The organism is Chitinophaga flava (genome assembly GCF_003308995.1).
Classification (GTDB): domain Bacteria; phylum Bacteroidota; class Bacteroidia; order Chitinophagales; family Chitinophagaceae; genus Chitinophaga; species Chitinophaga flava.
In genome coordinates, this window is the sequence record NZ_QFFJ01000001.1 from 5727 (window position 1) to 27667 (window position 21941).

1 protein-coding gene is annotated in these 21941 nt (G+C 51.6%); it reads right to left on the reverse strand.

The window, feature by feature from the left end:
• Positions 1-21807: a non-ribosomal peptide synthase/polyketide synthase gene (locus DF182_RS00015; protein ID WP_113613644.1), complete on the reverse strand. Its 21807-nt coding sequence runs from the start codon at positions 21805-21807 to the stop codon at positions 1-3.
• Positions 21808-21941 lie beyond the last annotated feature (134 nt).

A 21941-nucleotide genomic window follows, 5' to 3' on the forward strand; every position in this document is an offset into this window, starting at 1 on the left:
TTAATCCAGCTTTTTCCTGAGCTTTCTGAGATTCTGGTTTTTCAGGGCTTTCATCTGCTGTGCTTTCTCTTCCGCTACAGCTGTTGTGATCTGTTCTTTTATTACCTGCAGCGATGTATGTGGCGCGCTGATCACAGCTGCCATCAGGTAGCGCAGCTTATCTGCCAGCTCCGTCATATAGGTTTCATCGAAACTGTCTTTACGATAGGAAATCCGGATGTGCAAGGCATCCGCATGTTCTGCGATGTCAAACCACCAATCTGCCTTGATCGTTTGTTCTGCTGCCTCCAGGGCTTTAAAGGCAAGACTCTTATACTGGACATCCTCTATCAGCTGGGTTGGATTCAGATTGAACCCTACGTTAAAGCTGCCGCCTTCCCCGCTGCCATCGCGGCTTTCCAGATTCGCTACTTCCAGGAAAGAAAAATGACTATGGGCCAGCGCGTTAACCGAAGCTGTTTTCACACGCCGGTAAATAGCCTGAAAATCAGGCTGGCGATCAATAACGGTTCTGATGATCACAGTATTCAGGAAAAGTCCGATCATCGTTTCCAGCTCCTGCCGGTCCCGCGTGTTGATAGGACAGCCAAAGCTGAGGTCTTCCTGCCCGGTCTCTATATACAACAGCGATTTCACCAGCGACATCAGCCACACAAACAGGGTACTTTGCTGCTGGCGGTTATAGAGGCGTATCGCTTCCAACTGCTGCGGATCTGTTACCTGCAACTGTACCATACCCGCCTGGTGGCTACCACCACCATCCGGCAACCGGCCCGGTAATTTTATCAAAGCGGTTCTTCCGGAGAGATACTGTTGCCAGAACTCAGCAGCTTGCTGCCGGTCTGCCGCCTGCTCCTGCATGGCCCAGGCATAATCCCTGAAAGTAAAGGCAGGCGCCGGCAGTTGCGAAACATCAGCGGATTGCAGTAATGTTTCGTACACTTCCATCAGCCCCTTAAACACCAGCTGCAGGGAAATCGGATCTGAAATAATGTGATGTATGTTGAAGAAGATAAAGTACTGCGTTTCACTGTTACGAATGAGGGTGCACCGCAACAGCGCTTCGGAAGAAAAGTCAAATGCACGGGTACGCTCCTGTTCAAACAAGCTGGCAATTTCCTGCGCTCCTGCAGGGTGATCCTGCCTGTCGATGAAGTGGAGCATATGTGTAACAGCAGTAGCTTTGCCAGGAATAAATACCGGCTCGCCCTGCTCATCATAGCCAATTACTGCGCCTAGTATATCATGCCGGAGCAACAGCCATTGCAGGGCAGCCGCCAGCTTCTCTGTATCCAGCTGTCCTGTCAGTTGCAAGGCCACAGTAGTGTTATAGGTCAGGGAAACAGCTGTTTGCTGGGAAGCCAGCCAGAAAGCTTTCTGTATCGCCGTCAGCGGATAATAATTGGTCACCGGCGCCGGCTTCAGTTGGTTCCTGCTGCTTTCTTCACGGGCGGCGAGCAATACTGCCAGCTTTTCAACAGAAGGATTTTCAAACAGGTCCTTCACGGTGATGGTAATTTTCATTTCATTACCGATAGCGGCAATAGTTTGGATGCCTCTCAGGGAATTTCCACCCAGTTCAAAGAAACTATCTGTGACACTTATTTGCGTACGCTGCAACAAGGAACGCCATATATTGGCCAGTTTTTCCTCTATCGGATTACGCGGCGCCACATAGCTGCCAGCAAGCTGTTCACCGGTGATGCCTGGCAATGCCCGGCGATCTACCTTCCCGTTGGGAGTCAGCGGCAACTGTTCCAGCACCATTAGCCACGCAGGCACCATATAGGCCGGCAGTTTGGCTTTCAGGTAATCCCTAAGGGCTTCCTTCCGGATGTCGGCGCCTCCTGTCACCATATAACCTACCAGTTGTTTCTGACCAGCAGCATCCTGCTTCGGCGCCACAACACATTGTATAATGCCCGGCCACTCCCGCATGATAGTTTCAATTTCTCCGGTTTCAATACGGTGTCCGCTGATCTTCACCTGGTCATCTATCCTTCCCAGACACTCCATATCACCATCCTGCCGCCACCTGGCCAGATCTCCGGTACGATATATTTTTTCTCCCGGCAGGAAAGGATTGTCTATAAACCTTTCTGCCGTCAGTTCATTTCTATTCAGATATCCCCTGGCAACACCATCGCCGCCGATGTACAGCTCTCCCGCCACACCTATTGGCAATAAAGCCAACTGTTCATCCAGCACGTATAACTGCGTATTCGCAATAGGCGTACCGATGCTGATGTCCTCATGGGAGGTCACCTCCTTGATGGCTGACCAGATAGTTGTTTCCGTAGGGCCGTACATGTTATACAGCGGATGCCGGTAATACTGCAACAGGTCTTTCACCAACGGCGCCGGCAACGCCTCCCCACCTATCAGCAACGTATCCAGCTGCTGTAATGCCTGCTGCCCCGCTGCTGTTACCAACAGCTCGTGGGCAAAGGAAGGAGTACACTGCATGTGCGTTACCTCGTGGCGACTGATCAGCTCTTCCGGCGCCCAGGCAGTACCCAGTCTGGCAGTCATCAGCGCCTGCTGCGCTGCGGTTTGTTTTACCAGATCCTGCAGCTTTTTGAGCTGGGGCAGATGTGCCAGCGTGGTAGATGTATCAATGCCAAAATCGATCAGACAGGCAATTTCATTGACCCCAATACCCGAAAGCTCCTGTATACGGGCCATACAGGTTTCCGGCGTACCAAACAAACCACTGGTGCTGAAATAACGCTGAAAACCTATATCCAGAATAGTATCCAGATCACGCTCCAGGTCAAGCCCGGCCTGATCCACCACAGGACGTAACAGATCCAGGGATTGCGACAGGTATTGTTTAAATGGCTCCTTCACCACGGCCTCCACCTGCGGCAAACTGGTACCCACAAAGGTATGCAGCATCAACGCCACCCTTCCCTTTTCCGGATCAAAGCCATGCTCCGCCAGCGACTGACGGTAGATAGCGATTTTATCTTTCAGTTCTTCTTTCGTCTTACCTAACAGGTGTGTGAGCACATTCGCCCCGATAGAACCGGCATAGCGGAAAGTTTCTTCACTGCCGGCCGCCGTTACCCACACCGGCAACGATGCCTGCACTGGTTTCGGATGAATGGCGATGTTGACTTCCTTCCCGGCCCCGTTCATCCGCATATAGGGCTTGCCTTCCCAAAGACGGATCACCGCATCCAATTTCTCCCGCATCTGCTGATGCCGTTGCGGATGATCTGCCGGCGCAAATACAAAGTCATTCGGATGCCAGCCGGAAGCGACCGACATTTCCACCCGGCCCTCAGAGAGATGATCCACCATCGACCACTCTTCCGCTACCCGGATAGGATCATGCAAGGGCAATACCACACTGCCTGAACGTATCCTGATATGCCGGGTGACAGCAGCTACTGCGGCAGCAGCCACCGCCGGGTTGGGAAACTGGTCCCCAAAACTATGGAAGTGCCTTTCCGGTATCCATACTGATGATAAACCATAATGATCTGCAAACTTTGCTCCTTCCAGCAACAGCTTGTATTTATTTTCTGTAGTAACTGCCTCCTGTGCAGCAAAGTAAAACAAGCCAAAATCCATCCGGGCAGCCGCCTTCACCTGTACCGGACGATCCGGCAACAATACTACCCTGTTGCCCCTGCAAAGTGTCCAGAACAGTTCCAGACCGGAAATATCAAAACTGATACTGGTCACTGCCAGCCAGGTAGATTGCTGGTCTGTAGCCGGGAAACGCTGATCCAATCCCGCAAAAAAGTTGACCAGGTTACCATGACTGATCATGACTCCTTTGGGCCGGCCCGTAGAACCGGAGGTATAAATCACATAGGCCAGTGCCGCTGCCGGTACAGTTACCGCTGGTAGGGTGGTCGCCTGTTCCGCCAGCTGTGTCACCACTGCCGCGTCATCCAGACTAATCAACATATGTATATCTCCTGCCGGCACAATAGCCCGCGTATTTTCCTTCACCAGGATACAACGTACATCGGCATCTTCCAGCATATAGCTGATACGATCCACCGGATAGAGCGGATCTACCGGAATATAAGCGGCGCCGGTCTTCAGAATACCCAGCAAAGCCACCATCATTTCAACGCATCGTTCCACACATACCGCTACCAGTGCACCTTCTTCGATTCCTTTATGACGCAGGAGATGCGCCAGCTGATTAGAGCGCTCATCCAGTTCACGATAGGATAAGGTCGTCTCTTCAAACACCAGCGCCGGAAGGTCTGGTGTGCGGACTGCCTGCGCAATAAACTGCGATACTACAGTACTCTCTTTAGGATAGTCCGTCAGGGTATCATTAAAGGTGTGCAGCAGCTGGTTCGTTTCTGCTGTGGTCAGCAGCGAAACGCCGGCCATCGTCACCGCAGGTTGCCGGATCAGCTGCAGCAGTACCTGCTCAAAATGCCCTCTGATCATGGCTGCATAACTATGCGGTAACAGGCTGCCGTTATAGGAAAAATCAAACCGCAACGACTGTTCCTGCTCCTGTACCAGAATAGAGAACAGATAATTGTTCTGCTCTTTCAGGGTGATTTCTCCGGTCTGCAAGGAGGGTGCCCCCGGCGTCTGCACAATCTTCGGATAGTTTTCAAAAATGATAATGCTATCGAAAAGATCTCCCTGTACGCCTATCCAACTTTGTATTTCATTGAGTGCCGTATATTGATATCTGCGGGCAGCCGTATGTTCCTGTTGTATTTTTCTCATCCATGCCAGCATATCCGCCTGCTCATCCAACATAATATGCAAGGGCAGATTGTTGATATAGAGACCAACACGTTGTTCGGTATCCGGCAAATCAGAAGGCCGCCCGGATACCACAGCCCCGAAACATACCTGTTGCTTACCGGTATACCGGCCCAGCAATACCGCCCAGATACCCTGTACCAGGGTATTCACCGTCACCTGGCCCTGCTGGCAATACTGCCTGATCTCCAACGCCAGTTCCGGCGTGATATCGAGCGACAGATGCGCGGCTTTGCCATCTCCCTTGTTCCGGTCTGCTTCCGGTATATTCCCTGCAAATGGTAATAATGTTTTTTCATGAAAACCTGACATGTACGATTTCCAGAAACTTTCCGCTTCGTATATGCCCATTTTCCCGATGTAACGGATGTAATCCGCATATTGGTCTTCCTCCCGGGATGCCGGTGTTTTACCGGTAGTATACGCTGCATAGGCTTTCAGGAAGGTACCAATCAAGGCGGCATTGGACCAGCCATCCAGGATAATATGATGATGAGTCCAAACCATCGTATAACAGGAGGCTGCCGTCTGTATCAGTGTGATACGCATCAACGGCGGCTTCTTAAAGTCAAAGCCACGACGACGGTCTGCTTCCAGGAAACCGGCAATAGCCGCCTGTTGTGCAGGCGCCGGCAACGCGGTATAATCCAATACTTCAAATGGCAACTCCACCCGATCCTGTACATACTGCACCGGCACCAGCAGTTCATCTGCTACAAAACCACTGCGCAGAATGGTGTGATGTTCCAGCAGATAGGCCCAGGCCAACTGAAATGCAGGAATATCCAATGCATCCGGCAACTCCACCTGTAACTGCTCTACATAGGCCTGCCCGCTGCTATCGTAGAGATAATGGAACAGCATCCCTTTCTGGAGAGGGCTGAGCCGGTACAGGTCTGTGATCCGTTCCCGTCCCGCTGCAGCCAGGAAACGAGCCAGTTCCCGATGGCCCACCTCCGGCGCCAGGCCATAATCTGATGGCGTAAATATTTTTTTGCTGGTTTGGCAGCAATGAGTAATGATATGTGTCAGGTTACTGATAAAAGCAGTAGCCAGCTGTGTGATCACTGCTTCGGAAAAATGCTGCGGCACATAACTCCAGTTTAATACCAGCTGACCACCTGCCACCATGCTGTTGATATCCAGCTTGGTGCTATAGGCCCAGGATGCCCCCACATTTTCACCCGGCTTTTCAGTAGCCGGATAAAGGAACGGATGCCCTTCCAGTACATTATCTGCCTGTCCCAGATAGTTAAACAACACATCCCAGCTGCCTCCCGCCAGTTGCTCGTTTACGGCGGTATCCGGATGCAGGTAACGCAGTAAGCCATAGCCGATACCTTTCTGCGGAACGGCGCGCAGCTGTTCCTTTACCCCGCTGATCCAATCTGCTACGGTACTGTCCCGTTCCACGGTCAGTAGTACCGGATACACACTGGTAAACCAGCCTACCGTATTACTTAGATCAATGTCATGAGAAAGATATTCCCGGCCATGCCCCTCCAGGCCAATCACCCACTGTTCCCGGTCAAAGTGTTGCTGCAGCGTTACAGTCAATGCACTCAGCAACAAATCATTTATTTCTGTATGATAGGTATTATTAGCAACCGTGAGCAGGGAACGGGTTACTTCCTGATCCAGTGTAGTCGTCCACGTAGTCCGCTCTCCTGCCTTGCCGGTGTGATGTGCCTGCTCTACCGGTATAGGTGCACAGGCAGCTGTCACCTGCTGCCAGAAAGGAAGCTGACGGGTCACCGCCACATCCTGCGCATAATCATATAAGGCATCTGCCCATTGCCGGAAAGAGGTGGTTTTCCGGCCCATACCTGCTTTTCCTTCTGTGATGAAAATACGGAGATGCTCCAGCAAAATACGCCAGGAAACACCGTCTACTGCCAGGTGATGGATGACCAGGAACAAACGGTTATGCGCTTCCGTATCCGGTGTTTGCAACAAAACAGCTTTCAGCAACGGGCCTTCCTGCAGTTGTAATGATTGCTGTGCAGCCTGGCAGATGGTGTTGATCTCCGCCGCCAGTGCCGCAGGCGTATCACCCCCAAGCTGCACTATCTCAAAGGCAGCCCGGGTGTTATCATATTGTTGTATCCAGTTGCCCTCCTGTTCCACAAAGGAGAAACGCAGCGCATCATGCTGTTCCTGCAATGCCTGCCACGCAGCCTCCAGCTGCGATCCCTGAATCTTTTTATCAATGGCCAGCAACTGGGATTGATTGTAATGCGATCTCTGATCGTAAGGCGTCTCCAGGAACCATCGCTGTATGGGTAACAATCGCGCGGCGCCGGTAAGCAATCCTTGTTCTGCCTGCGCACCCTGTGCTGCCTGTGCTATCCTGCCAGCCAGCGACCGGATGGTAGGATATTCAAAAATATCCTGTGGATGCAGGCGTAGTCCCAACTTGTTGGCCCGGCTCACCACCTGTATGCTGATAATGGAATCTCCTCCCAGGTCAAAGAAATTATCGTTTACACCGATCTGCCCCACATGCAACAACTGCTCCCAGATACCTGCCAGCTGCTGTTCCACTTCATTCACGGGCGCTACATAGGCATGCGTTGTCAAAGTGGTTACATCCGGATCAGGCAGATTTTTACGATCTACCTTTCCATTGATCGTCAGCGGCAGCGCAGGCAGCGATACCATCAGCGCCGGTATCATGTATTCAGGCAAACGGTCTTTCAGCCACGTCAGGATAGCTTCCCGGTCATATTCGCCCCTGGGCACCACATAGGCAATCAACCGCTTATGACCAGCAGCATCTTCCCGCGCAATTACAGCCGCCTGTTGTACGAGTGTACATTCATTCAGCACTAGTGTTATTTCATCCGGTTCAATACGATAGCCACGTATTTTCACCTGGTCATCTGCACGGCCACCAAACTGCAGGTTGCCATCCGGTAGCCAGCAGGCAATGTCACCGGTTTTATACATACGACTACCTGCTTTTTTGCTGAACGGATCAGGGATGAATTTTTCTGCCGTCAGTTCAGGACGGTTGAGGTATCCCTTCGCTACCCCCACACCACTCGCGTACAGGTGCCCTGGCACGCCTACAGGCAGCAGCTGAAGCTGATCGTCCAACACATATGCTTTCATATTGGCCAACGGCTTACCTACCGGTATTGGCTGGTCCGCCGCATCAGCAGGTTGTACCTGATATATGGATACGCATACAGCACATTCTGTAGGCCCATAAGCATTGAAATAACTGCCTTTACCGGCATAGTACAAGGCATCTGCCGGCACTGCCGCTTCACCCGCCGTAATGATCACCCGCATGAAACTGAAACGATCCCGGTCCAGTGTATGCAGGTACAACGGCGGCAAGGTAGCTACCGTTACGCCATGACCGGTCAGGTATTCCAGGAAGCTGCCGGTATCTGCGATCACCGCATCCGGTATCAGCACAAGGCCGGCGCCGCAATACAGCGCCATAAAAATCTCTGATACGGAAGCGTCAAATGAAAACGATGCAAACTGTAAAACCCGGTCATCCGCTGTAATACCAAACTGCCCTATCTGATCCAGCGACATATTCACATTGCTGGTATGGGCTATCATCACCCCTTTGGGTTTACCCGTAGAACCGGAGGTATAGATCACATAGGCCGTATCCGACGGAGCGATGGTATAGTCCTGCTGATAATCCGCAGGCATCTCAAAACTATCGTATTGTATATCCAGGGAAATGATCGGCACCTTCCACTCCAGCACATCAAAGATGCTGGCCGACTCAATCAGTAATGTACGCAATGCGGTGTCTTCTACGATATACCGCTTCCGGTCTTCCGGATAGTTGATATCTATAGGCACATAGGCCGCTCCCGCTTTCAGGATACCCAAAACAGCCACCACCTGCCATACAGACCTTTCCATCATCACTCCTGCCAGATCGCCTGCCTTTAATCCCACCTGGGTACGCAGGTACCAGGCCAGCCGGTCGCTGCGCTCCTGCAATTCCCGGTAGGTCAGTACCGTTTCCTGCAATACAACAGCTATATTATCCGGCGTCTTTGCTACCTGGGCTTCAAAAATATCGACGATGGTTTTATCCGCAGGGTAATCTTTCTCTGTATCGTTAAAATCCTGCAATAACAGCTGTGCTTCTGCCGGCGTTACAATACCTACTTCTTTCAGGCAGATATCCGCCTGTTCCAGCAACAGATTGATAACACCCTCAAAATGATCTCTGATACGCTGCACCTGTACTGCCGGCAACAACGCTGTATTGTAGGCAAAATCAACCTGTAGTGCTGCGGTAAGATTCACAGAAAGACTCAACAGGTAATTACGGTGCTCCTCTATGTGCATACCGCTCACCTTCAGTGCATGCTGCGTTTCATCATATTCGGCTTTCGGATAGTTGTCAAACACCACCACGGAGTCAAACAGCTCTCCCTGCTCCTGCAGCCAGCGTTGTATATCGGTAATTGTTGTGTATTGATACTGCCGCATATCCGTTTGTCCCTGCTGTATGCTCCGCAGCCAGGCGGCTACCGGCTCCTCCGGTGTAATCACCGTATGCAGCGGCACATTATTGATATACAGCCCCACCCGTTGTTCTGCTGCTTCCAGTTCTGCCGGGCGGCCGGATACCACTACGCCAAATATCACATCCTGCCGTCCGGTATACCGACCTAACAGTAACGCCCACACGCCCTGTATGAGCGTATTCACTGTAATCTGTTGTTTCCGGCAATATTGCCTGATCTGCTCTGTACGGTCTTCCGGTATCAGCAGGAAAGTATGGCCGGTGTCTCCTGCGCCTTTGTTGCGCAGCTGTTCCGGGACATGGGCGGCAAATGGCAGTAATGTTTTTCCGCTGAAACCCTGCAGGTATTTTTTCCAGTGCAGTTCTGCTTCATACAGGTCTGTACGGGCCATGTAGCGCAGATAATCACTGTATTTATCTTCCTGCAGCACCGGCAACGATTGACCTTTCAGACAGGCTGCATAAATGGACAGCAACTCTGCCATCAATACTGCATTGGACCAGCCATCCAGGATAATATGATAATACGTCCAAATCATTTTGTAGGCGCGGGCTCCCATCTTAATCAGGGTAATCCGCATCAGCGGCGGCACTTCCAGGTCGAAACCCTGCGCAAAGTCTGCTTGCAGGAAAGCCGCCAGTTTTTCCTCCTGCTCAACACCGGTCAACGCACTAAAATCAAGGCATGCCAATGGACAGCTTACCTGATCATGCACACACTGTACCGGCAGGTTAAACTGATCCGTCAGGAAACTGCTGCGCAGCACACTGTGTTGTTTGAACAATACATCCCAGGAAGTTTTGAAAGCCGGAATATCAATACCCTCCGGCAGGTCAAACTGTATCTGTTCCCGATAGGATGCACTGTCTTCATACAAATAGTGAAAGAGCATGGCACGCTGCAAAGCGCTCAAACGATATATCTCCGTCACGGAGCGGTTGGCCGCCAGATAGGTTTGCAGCGCTGCATAACCTACTTCCGGCGCGAGGCCGAAATCGGTAGGCGTATAGGTTCTATGCGGCTGTTGCCGGCTATGTTCAATCAGCTGCAGCAGACATTGCGTATAGGTATGGGCCAGCGTCTCCACTGTTGCCGGCAGGTACTGCTGCGTTGAATAACTCCAGGTCACCTGTAGCTGTCCTTCTTTCACCACACAGCTGATACTCAGCATCACCGGCAAAGGATAGGAAACATCCACACTGGCCCCGCTATCTTCAGGTGCCGGCTGCAACAGCGCCGTTTCATCCAGTACGTTGTCTGCCTGTCCGAGATAGTTGAATAGTATATCCCAGCGAACTGCTGCCATTGCAGCCCGGATGCCCGCATCCGGATGCAGATAGCGCAGCAGGCCGTATTCCAGGCCCTTTCCGGGCACCTGCCTCAACTGCTCTTTGATACTGCTGATCAGATTACCTACTGTAGTATCCGCCGTCGTTTGCAGTACTACGGGATATAGACTGGTAAACCAACCCACCCCGTTACTGACATCCGTTGCGCTCAGATATTCCCGTCCATGCCCTTCTACACCTACTACCGTTTGTTCCATCCTGTTCACCTCACACATGGTACGTGCCAGGGCAGCCAGTAACAGGTCATTGATCTCCGTTGTATAGGCCTGGTTCACCTCCTGCAGCAAACTACGGGTGGCTGTTTTATCCAGCTTTGTGGTAAAGGTTCTGCGGGTAGCCGCTGTACAAACAGCCCCCGGAGCATGATCCGCCGATAATGGCAGATAGGCGGCGCCGACGGCCTTCCAGTAGGATTGACGCGCCACTACATCGCTGCGCTGGGCATATGCCTGTAGGGCATGTCCCCAATCACGGTACGTGCTGCCTTTTGTCCATACCGGTATAGGCAGCCCCTGTTGCAACGCTGTGAGGGCAGTTTGTAAATGCTCCAGCAGGATACGCCAGGAAACACCGTCTACCGCCAGGTGATGCACGGCAATGAATAAACGATGATGGGTACTGTACTCCGGTAACTGCAGGAGTACCACTTGTATCAATTCGCCTGCGGCAAGATCCATACGCTGCTGATACTGGTCTGTTACTTCGCGGATACGTGCAGGCAAATCTGCGGTTGTTTCCTGCCGCAGGTCAACTATATGCAGCTGACCGGCCGCCTCGCCATACTCCTGTATCCATGTGCCATTAGGCTGCCGCTTATAACGGAACCGCAAGGCATCATGATGTGTTACCAACGCCGCTACTGCTGCGGCAAGATGCGCAGCGTCAATATTTTTATCCACTTTTAACAGGTGGGACTGATTAAAATGTGCGGGAGTATTATAGGGTGTTTCCAGGAACCATTGCTGAATAGGCAATAGCGGCGCCACTCCAGTCAAGCGCTCCTGACTGGCTGCAGGCGCATTGTCCAACAGACGATGCGCCAAGCCTGCAATGGTCTGATGCTCAAAAATATCCTGTGGACGGAGTGTGAGCTGTGCCCTTGCTACACGACTCACTACCTGGATACTAATAATGGAATCTCCTCCGAGTTCAAAAAAGTTATCGTATATCCCTACCCGTGGTACATGCAGTAAGTCCTGCCAGATGTCCGCCAGCAAAGCTTCTGTAGCATTGCGCGGCGCTACGTATTCCCGGGTAGTCAGGTGTACCGTCTCCGGTTCCGGTAAGGCAGCATGATCTACCTTACCATTGGGTGTAAGCGGCAAAGTTGGAATGGGTATGAACAGGGAAGGCACCATATACTCCGGCAACCGGGCATACAGGAAGGCCGTAAGTGCCTCGCGGTCCCAGTCAGTTGCCGTAGGTACGATATATGCTACCAGGCGTTTGTTGTCGGCGGTATCCTCCTTCAACAGGACGGTACCGCCCGCAATGCCGGGATAGCTGTTCAACACGGCAATGATTTCTCCCAATTCAATACGGTATCCTCTTAGTTTAATCTGTTCATCTACCCGGCCCAGATAGGCAATGTTGCCATCAGGCAGCCAGCGGGCCAGGTCCCCCGTTTTATACAGGCGGGTTTTTCCTATGGTATTAAAACGATCAGCTACAAAGCGTTCTGCCGTCAGTTCCGGCCGGTTCAGATAGCCCAGGGCCACCTGTATGCCGCCGATGTATAATTCCCCGGTCACACCTGCCGGCTGCAACCGGCCCAGCGGGTCCAATATGTACAACGCTGTATTAGCCACCGGTTTTCCAATCAGCACCGGATCTGTTTCCGCCAGGGTAAGCGGTACCTCCCAACAGGTGACATCCACCGCAGCCTCCGTAGGGCCGTAAAGGTTATACAAGGGTACCTGTGGCAACTTCTCCCGGAACAGCTGAATATGATTCTGTTTCAGGGCTTCCCCGCTGCATAATACCCGTTTCAGTGATGCACAGTCACCGGTTTGTATATCCGGCAGGAAAGCGCCCAGCATGGAGGGCACAAAATGGATAGTGGTTACCTGATACTGGTCGATGGCCGCTTTCAGATAGGCGCTATCCTTATGCCCTCCGGGACGTGCAAATACGATGCTGGCGCCGGCTATCAGCGGCCAGAAAAGCTCCCATACAGACACGTCAAAGCTGAAAGTGGTCTTCTGCAGAATCACATCTGCTCCCGTAAGCTGAAAATATTCCTGCGCCCACAACAACCGGTTCACGACCCCTGCATGTGCATTGATCACCCCCTTGGGCCGGCCAGTGGATCCGGATGTATAGATCACATAGGCAGGATCTGCTTCCGTCAAATGCCGGGCCGGCCGCGATACAACAATCCCAGCTAAAGCCTCATCAGCCTCCTGTACCGTCACACCTTTTACCCCTTCCGGTAAACTTACCTTTTGCCGGCTATCATGGTCCATCACTACGATACCAACAGCGGTATCTTCCAAAAGGTAGTTGATACGAGCTACAGGATAATCCGGATCAACCGGTACATAAGCCGCTCCTGCCTTCTGAATCCCCAGCAGGGCAATCATCATGTCCTGCGACCTTTCCATGCATACAGCCACCAGGTCGCCCGTGCCAATGCCCTGCTGCTGCAGGTAATAGCCCAAACGGTCTGCCGCTTCATCCAGTCTCCGATAGGTCAGCGACTGTTCCTCAAACACAATGGCTGTCTTGTCTGGCGTAACAGCTACCTGTTCTTCAAAAAGGTCAATGATGGTTTTTTGCCGCGGATAAGGACGTACGGTATGATTAAAGGCGTCTGTCAGCAACTGCTTCTCTGCCGCCGACACCATATCAATATCTTTCAGTAGCTGATGCCCGGCCGTAGCCATCTGTGTCAGCGCCTGTTCAAAATGACTGCTGATCATTTCAACATAATGGGAAGTCAACAGATCACTGTTGTAGCTAAAGTCAAAATGCAAATGATCTCCCCTTTCTACAGCCATAATGGTGAGCAGGTAGTTCGTTTGTTCTGCCACCACAATATTCTCAATCTTCAACACCCCTGCCGTTTCTGCTGTTAACAGGTCCGGATAATTTTCAAATACCAGGATACTGTCGAACAGCTCTCCCCTGGCGCCTGTCAGCCGTTTTATTTCATGCAGGCCGGTGTACTGGTATACCCTTGCCTGTTGATGTTGCTGTTGTAAATGCTGCAGCCACATGGCTGTTTCCTCTTCTTCCTCTACGGTGCAGCGCAAGGGCAGGTTGTTGATATACAGCCCTACCCTGCGCTCAGCCTCCGGCAGGTCTGCCGGACGCCCGGATACCACCACTCCGAAATTAATATCCCGGTTACCGGTATAGCGACTCAGCAACAACGCCCAAACACCCTGTACCAGCGTATTTACCGTGATCTGGTGCTGCTGGCAATACTGCCTTACTACCCGTATCACTTCCGGTGCTATCTGTAAATACTGATGTGCAATAGGGGCGTCAGTCTTGTTACGGGCCTGCTCAGGAACAGGACGGGTAAAAGGTAGAAACGTATTCCCGGTAAAACCATGCATATAGGACTTCCAGAACTCCGCAGCAGCCTGTTTATCCGTACCATCCACATAACGCAGGTAATCCGCATAGTGGTCTACCGGTGAAAAGTCCGGCTGACGGCCCTGTACAAAGGCATGATAGACCTGCAGAAACTCTGCTACCAACACCGCATTGGACCATCCGTCTGCAATCATGTGATGGTGTGTCCATACCATCCGATAAGCACTTGTATCCTGCTTCACCAGTGTAATGCGCATCAGTGGCGCTGCATGAATATGAAACGGACGCTGAAGATCGGCTTCCAGGAAAGCTATGAAAGCCGCTTCCCTTTCCGTCGCCGCCAGCTGACTATGGTCAATGATCTCCAGTGGCAGCGCTGTTTTTTCATGTACGCATTGTACCGGTATGCGAAATGCCGTGGTCACAATACTGCTGCGCAGAATGGTGTGTTGTTGCAGCAGATAGCGCCATGCCGCTGTAAAGGCCTCCACCTGCAGACCTTCCGGGAAATCCAGCCGCAACTGCTCCTTATAGGCCTTTCCATTATCCTGATACAGGTGATGAAACAACATCCCCTGCTGCAGGGTACTCAATGGATAAATAGCGGTAATACCCGCCTCCTGATGCGCCTGCAGATAACCATGCAGTTCCTGATAACTCAGGTCCGGCGCCAGCCCAAAATCAGCAGGCGTGAAGGAAGTAACGGTACACTCCCTGCAATGGGTGATAAGTTTCGTAAGATGTTGTATAAAGGAATCTGCCAGTGCAGTAATTGTATCCGCGTGATATTGTGTGGCTGCATAGCCCCAGTCCACAACCAGTTTTCCATCCCTGATAATACTGTTCACATCCAGCTTCCGGGTAAAGGGATAAGAAGCCCCGATGTTCGCTCCGGAGTTGTCTGTAGCAGCGCCGATAACGGCATCCGCCGGCACTACATTGTCCTGCTGCCCCAGGTAGTTAAAAACAAGGTCCCAGTGTACCCCGGCCAACTGTTCCCGGATGTCCGCGGCCGGATGCAGATACTTCAACAATCCATAGCCAATACCTTTCTGCGGAATACGCCGCAGTTGCTCTTTTACACTGCAGATCAGATCCAGCGGACCAGGATGCTCCGGCAACTCCAGTAACACCGGGTATATGCTGGTAAACCAGCCTACCGTTCCCGTGATATCGGCAATACCGGGAATAGCTTCCCGCCCATGCCCTTCCAGTCCGATCACCACACGCGGCATTCCCATCTTTTCCTGCAGGGTACAAGCCAGAGCGCTCAGTAACAAATCATTGATATCCGTACCATAGGCATGATGACTATCATGTAACAACGATGCCGTTAGGGCACGGTCCAGCTCCACCCGGCAATGGCGCCTCTCAGCGGCAGTAGAGACGAGGTGGTCGCTGCCGGATATCCCTGCCGGCAATGCCGTATATGCCCGGATAACAGATTGCCAGTAGGGCAATTGCTCCGTCATGTGCGGATGTGCCGCATAACGGGTTAACGCTGCGGTCCATTCCCGGTAGGAATTACTTTTGCTCACGGGTAACAGGGCCTTGCCAGCCAGCAGCTGTTGCAGGGAGCTATTGAGCTGTTCCAGCAATAATCGCCAGGATACGCCATCAACTGCCAGGTGATGAATCACGATAAACAACCTGTGATGTGATTCCGACGCTGGCATCCGTAACAATACAGCTTTTACCAGTATGCCCCGGCTAATATCCAGGCTTTCCTGGTAACGCTGACAAACAGCGGCTATGTTTTCCGCCAGCTGTCCGGGTGCCACCTCCTCGAGATCTTCCTCCTCAAAAGTTTCGGTATGATCGCCATACACCTGTTGCCAGCCATTGTTGTCAGAATGATAGGTGAACCGAAGTGCGTCATGCTGTTTCATCAGCATCCCCATCACTTCCGCAATACGGGAAGCGGGTATTTTTTTCGAAATAGTCAGCAGCTGGGACTGATTATAATGCGACCTGCCGTCATAGTCCAGGTCCAGAAATGCCTGCTGTATAGGCGACAAAGCAGCACTTCCCTTCAATATTCCCTGCTCGCCCATTATCAATACCTGCTGCTCCCGGAGCTTCCGGGACAAGGCTGCTATCGTCTGACATTCAAAAATATGCTGAGGCTGCAGGTGAAGTCCCCGCCGGTTGGCCCTGCTCACCGCCTGTATACTGATGATGGAGTCGCCTCCCAGTTCAAAGAAATTATCGTATATCCCTACCCGTGGTACCTGCAGCAGTTCCTGCCAGATATCTGCAAGGATACGTGCTGTTTCATCCGTGGGGGCCACATACCCCTGTGCGGCACGCGCCGCAAAATCAGGCGCCGGCAATGCCTGCTGGTATACCTTTCCATTGGAAGTCAGTGGCAGTGCAGGCAGCTCCATGATAGCTGCTGGTACCATATAGGCCGGCAACTGTGCTTTCAGGTAACTGAACAACTGTTCCTGATCATAATCAACGCCCGGCACTACATAGGCAATCAGCCTTTTGTGACCGGCGCCGTCTTCCTTCGCCACTACAATACCTTGCTGCACCAGCCCGGAATTATTCATGATCGTGGTAACTTCTGCCGGCTCCACCCGGTAACCACGGATTTTCACCTGGTCATCTACCCGGCCTATAAAACGGATATTACCATCCGCCAGCCTTATCACCCGATCACCAGTACGATATAGTCTACCCTTACCAGAAGGGTCAAAATGATTGGCAATAAATTTTTCGGCAGTCAACCCGGGCCTGTTCAGATACCCTTTGCCCACCCCATCGCCGCCTATCAGCAACTCACCACTGACACCTGCCGGGCATAGGCCCATATCACGATCCACAATATAGATAACCGTATGGGAGAAAGGCTTACCGATAGGCACCAGCGCATAGTTTTCCTGTGGGTCTGTACGGAACAGTAATTTCCCGATTGTAGTTTCCGTAGGGCCGTAGTGGTTAATTACCTCCAGTTCAGGCCGGGCGGCACGCAGCACTTCCAGCTCCCGCCCCGTCAATACTTCGCCCCCAAAAACAATCATCCGGCCGGGCAACAACAGCTGTCCATCCGTTTCAAGTGATCGCCAAAGGGAAGGTACAATCTTGATACAATCCACCTCGTTCTCCCGGAAATAAGTATGCAGGTAAACGGCCGCCGACAATTGGTTACGTGTAAACAAATGAAGGGCGCCACCTCCCAGCAAGGCGCTGAACAATACCGTATTGCCCAGGTCTGTGGCAATCGTTGACATCAAGCCAAAAGAACGGCAGGCCTGAATAGGGGTATGTGTAAACAGACCATATACATAATCCACGACGTTGCCGCTCGTAATCAGTACCCCCTTTGATTGGCCCGTAGACCCGGAAGTATAGATCACATACAACAGATCATCTGCAGTATGCTGTACGGCCGGACGCTGATAGCTGCTCCAGTCATCTGTGGTGTCCACATATATCAGGCGCAGGCCATCTTCCTCCTTCAAGGCAGCACAGGAGGTATTAGTCAATGCCACATTTGCCTTTGTATCTTGCAACAGGTAGGTGATGCGCTCCCGGGGATAGTCCGGATCAACCGGCACATAGGCGGCACCAGCCTTGAGTATACCCAGTATAGCCGTTACCGTATGTTCCAATGCACCATCCAGGCACAATAATACCAGATCGCCCTTCACCACGCCCGCCGCAGCCAAACAGCCTGCCAGCTGATCAGCGCGTTGCTGTACCTCCCGGAAAGTAAGGCTCCTGCCTTCAAACACGGCGGCAGGCATATTCGGTGTACGCTGCGCCTGCGCATCAAAGAGGGCGGTAAAATGCTGCTCCCGGGGATAGTTTACCTTAGCAGGTATACTTCCCTTGCGCCACCATTGTTCCTCTTCAGCCGTCAACAGCGACAAACCGCTGACCCGCTGGTCCGGTGCTGCCACTACTGCTGCAAGCAGCGTATGGAAATGGGTGGCCAATGACAGGATAGTTGATGGCAGGAAAAGATCACTGCCATACTGAATACGTACCTCCAGCCGGCCTTCCTGTTCCGTTACGTTTACACTGAGATCAAACCGGGCTACCCCATGTTCATAGGGTACTACTGAAAACTGCACATCCCCGATCCGGGTAGCCGTAATCCGTTCGTTGTTCTGCCAGGCAAAAAGTACCTGGAATAGAGGTGTTTGATCCAGCCTTCTTTCCACCGCTACCCGGTCCACTATTTTTTCAAAGGGCACATCCTGATGCGCATAGGCATCCAGGGCCGTTTGTTTAACCTGCTGTAACAATTCGCTGAAAACAGGGTCTCCGCTGAGATCTGTTCTTAACACCAGCGTATTGACAAAAAAGCCAATCAGATGCGCTATCTCCTTTTGCCCCCTGTTGGCTACGGGAGTGCCAATACTAATATCCTGCTGACCGGTGTATTTATACAACAATACCTTGAATACACCCAGCAGCAACATGAACAGGGTAACGCCTTCCTGGCGGGAAAGCTCCTCCAGTTGCCGGGTAAGCGCCGTATCTATTGTAAAAGTATGCTCACTGCCACGGGTACTACGGATGGCCGGCCGGGGAAAGTCCACCGGCATTTCCAGCGGCGTCAGGCCCTCCAGCTGTGTTTCCCAGTATTGTAGTTTTGCGGCAAGCGCCTCGCCTGACATATCGGTGCGCTGCCACAGTGCATAATCCGCATATTGTATTTTCAGTTCAGGTAATACCGGCAGCCTTCCTTCACTGGCCGCCTCATAATACGCCATCAGCTCACGCACCAGTATCGGCATAGACCAACCATCTGCAATAAGGTGATGCATCACCAGTACCAGCAGATAATCAGCTGGTCCCTGCTGCAGCAGGCCGGCACGTAATAACGCACCAGAAGCCAGGTCAAACGCAGGTCGTACAAGGCTGTCAATAAAATCAGCCTCCGTCACATTCCCTCCTGCCATTACCCGCAAGTGAAATGGCGCCGGTGGCAGGATAAACTGATAGGCATTTTCTGCCTCTTCCCGGATACCGGAACGCAGGACCTCATGCCGACTGATAAGCGCCGTAAACGCCTGCTCCAGCCTCGCTGTTTCCAGTGGCCCTGCTAACTTTACCACCACCGGTAAATGATAATGTAAACTACCTTCAATACGATCTATCAGCCAAAGACGTTCCTGTGAAAACGACAGGGGCAGCAAGGCTGGCCGCTCTTGTAGCATCATACCGGTTGCTACCCTTTTATCTTTCCGTTCGCTGATATATTTTCCCAGATCAGTAATAGTCGTCGCCGCAAATAATTCCTTCACCGGTACATCCGCGCCCAGATCACTTCTCAGGGCAGCAGCCACCCGGTTCAGCAACAGGGAATTGCCGCCCAGTTCAAAGAAATCATCCGTGATACCAATTTCATCTATACCCAGCACTTCCTGCCATATATTCACCAGCGCCTGTTCCAGGCTGTTGCGGGGCGCTACATACAAGCGCCTGATCACATCCTCCCTGCCGATGTCCGGCAATGCTTTTCTATCTGTTTTTCCATTTGGTGTTACTGGCAGGACTGGCAGGGGCACAAAAAAGGCAGGCAACATATACGCCGGCAATACCTTTGCCAGCGCATCCCGCAACGTGGCCCTGCTGATAGGCTTATCCGTTACATAGTAAGCCGCCAGATTTTTCTCCTGGTTGACTTCTTTCAGGGTCACCGCCACCTGTAAAATGCCGATGGGCAATGCCAGCATCGCCTGCTCTATCTCTCCCAGCTCTATGCGATAACCGCGCAACTTCACCTGTTCATCCTTTCTCCCTATGAAAGCAATATTGCCATCCGGCAGCCATTTGGCGATATCGCCCGTATCGTACATCGTTGCGCCCGGCATAAATACATCCGGTACAAATTTTTGCGCTGTCAACGCAGGATTGTTCAGATAGCCCCTGGCAACCCCTATTCCGCTCACAAATAACTTCCCTTCCACACCTACCGGCACAGGCTGCAGATAATCATCCAGGATATATACCGCCAGGTTTGCAATAGGCCGACCTACAGGAATAGCAGTATAATGGGCATCCGCCGGCGTTACAGCATAGGTGGAAACACATACGGCACACTCCGTAGGCCCGTAGGCGTTATAATAACAAAGGGCCGCTGACAGGGCAACTGCCCGGGCGGCATGTGCAGCTTCCCCGGCAGAAATAATACACCGGATACCAGCCAGATCACTGTCCTCCAACAGATCCAGGTAACTGGGCGGAAAGGTTACTACCGTCGCCTGATGATGCCGGAGAAAAGCAGCAAACGCTTTTCTGTCTTTCAACACAGGCTCCTCCGGGATCAACAACGTAGCCCCGCTGTACAACGCCATCATGATTTCGGACACAGACGCATCGAACGACACCGAGGCAAACCAAACCACCTTATCCTGACTGGTAATATTAAAAGTACGGATTTGATCTACCGACATATTCACACTGCTGCGATGTTCAATCATCACGCCCTTAGGCTGACCAGTAGAACCAGAGGTATAAATTACATAAGCCAGCTGCGTGGGTAACACCGGCACACCCGGATTCGAATCATTTGCTGAAACAGGCAACTGATGCAGATCTACAATACTAACGTTGTCGCCTATACTGAGTTCGGCAGACTCACAGATCAGCAGTTGCAGGTTACTGTTATGAATGATATATTGTATTCTTTCGGCAGGATACAGCGGATCAATCGGCAGCCAGGCAGCGCCTGTTTTCAGGATGGCCAGTATGGTCACCAATGCACGATCCGATTTAGGCAACAATACCCCAATCACTTCATCCGGCTGAATGGTATAATGTGCCCGAAGATAATTGGCCAGCTGATTGGCGGCAGCATTCAATTCGCCATAACTCATGCTTTTGTCCCCATACACCACTGCGATGGCAGCAGGATCTGCCACCACGCGTGCTTCAAACATGTCCGTGATGGTTTTGCTCTCTGGAAAAAGGCACTGCGTATTATTAAATTCATGGATAATGGTATGATAACTTTCCTGCGACAACAAAGGAATACGATGCACAGGCATATCCATATATGCTTCCAGGTTATAGAGCCAGTTGCGAAAATTATCCAGTAAATGTTCTACAACATGTTTCTCTGTAAAGGCAGCAGCAAAGGTAATATCCGCTGTAATAGCACCGGACTCCTGCTGATGCAGCTGTAACTGAAAATTATTCCTGGCCGCATGAAAGGTACCTGATGTGGTATACAGCAAACCAAAAGGAGTCATATCTTCAAACCGGCGGCTATCCATACGACGCTCCAGCGCTACCGGATCATAAGTCACATAGTTATATACCTGCTGCACTTCTATTTTCACCTGCTGCAAAAACTGCTTCAACGTAGTTTCACCGGTGAGCGGCAGTTCAAACAATAAGGCATTACCCGTTTGATGCCCTTCTCTTTCAAAATGATCTACAGAAAAAATAGTACTTCCCCCATGTGGAAAATATCTTTTCAGCAATACAGCATATATCGTCAGGGCAATAGTATACGCTGAAATATAACGGCCCGCCGTCAGCTTGCTGAAATAAGCCAGTTCCTTTTCCGTAAGAGTAACACCGGTTGTATAAAAGAGCGTGTCCACAGGTGTTTCACTCACAATGGTTTTATCTTTCAGCCGTTGCTCCCAGAAATCTTCTGCCAATGCATGCTGTATATTATCAATCATTTTATTTGGATTTGAATATTTTGAAGATAAAGCTATCCCTGTACGCTTCTGATGAGCGCACAATAACGCATGCACCAAACAACCTGCGTTGTTTAGCCCATGGCATTTCGGGTCCTTAAATAAGCTGGTGGGAA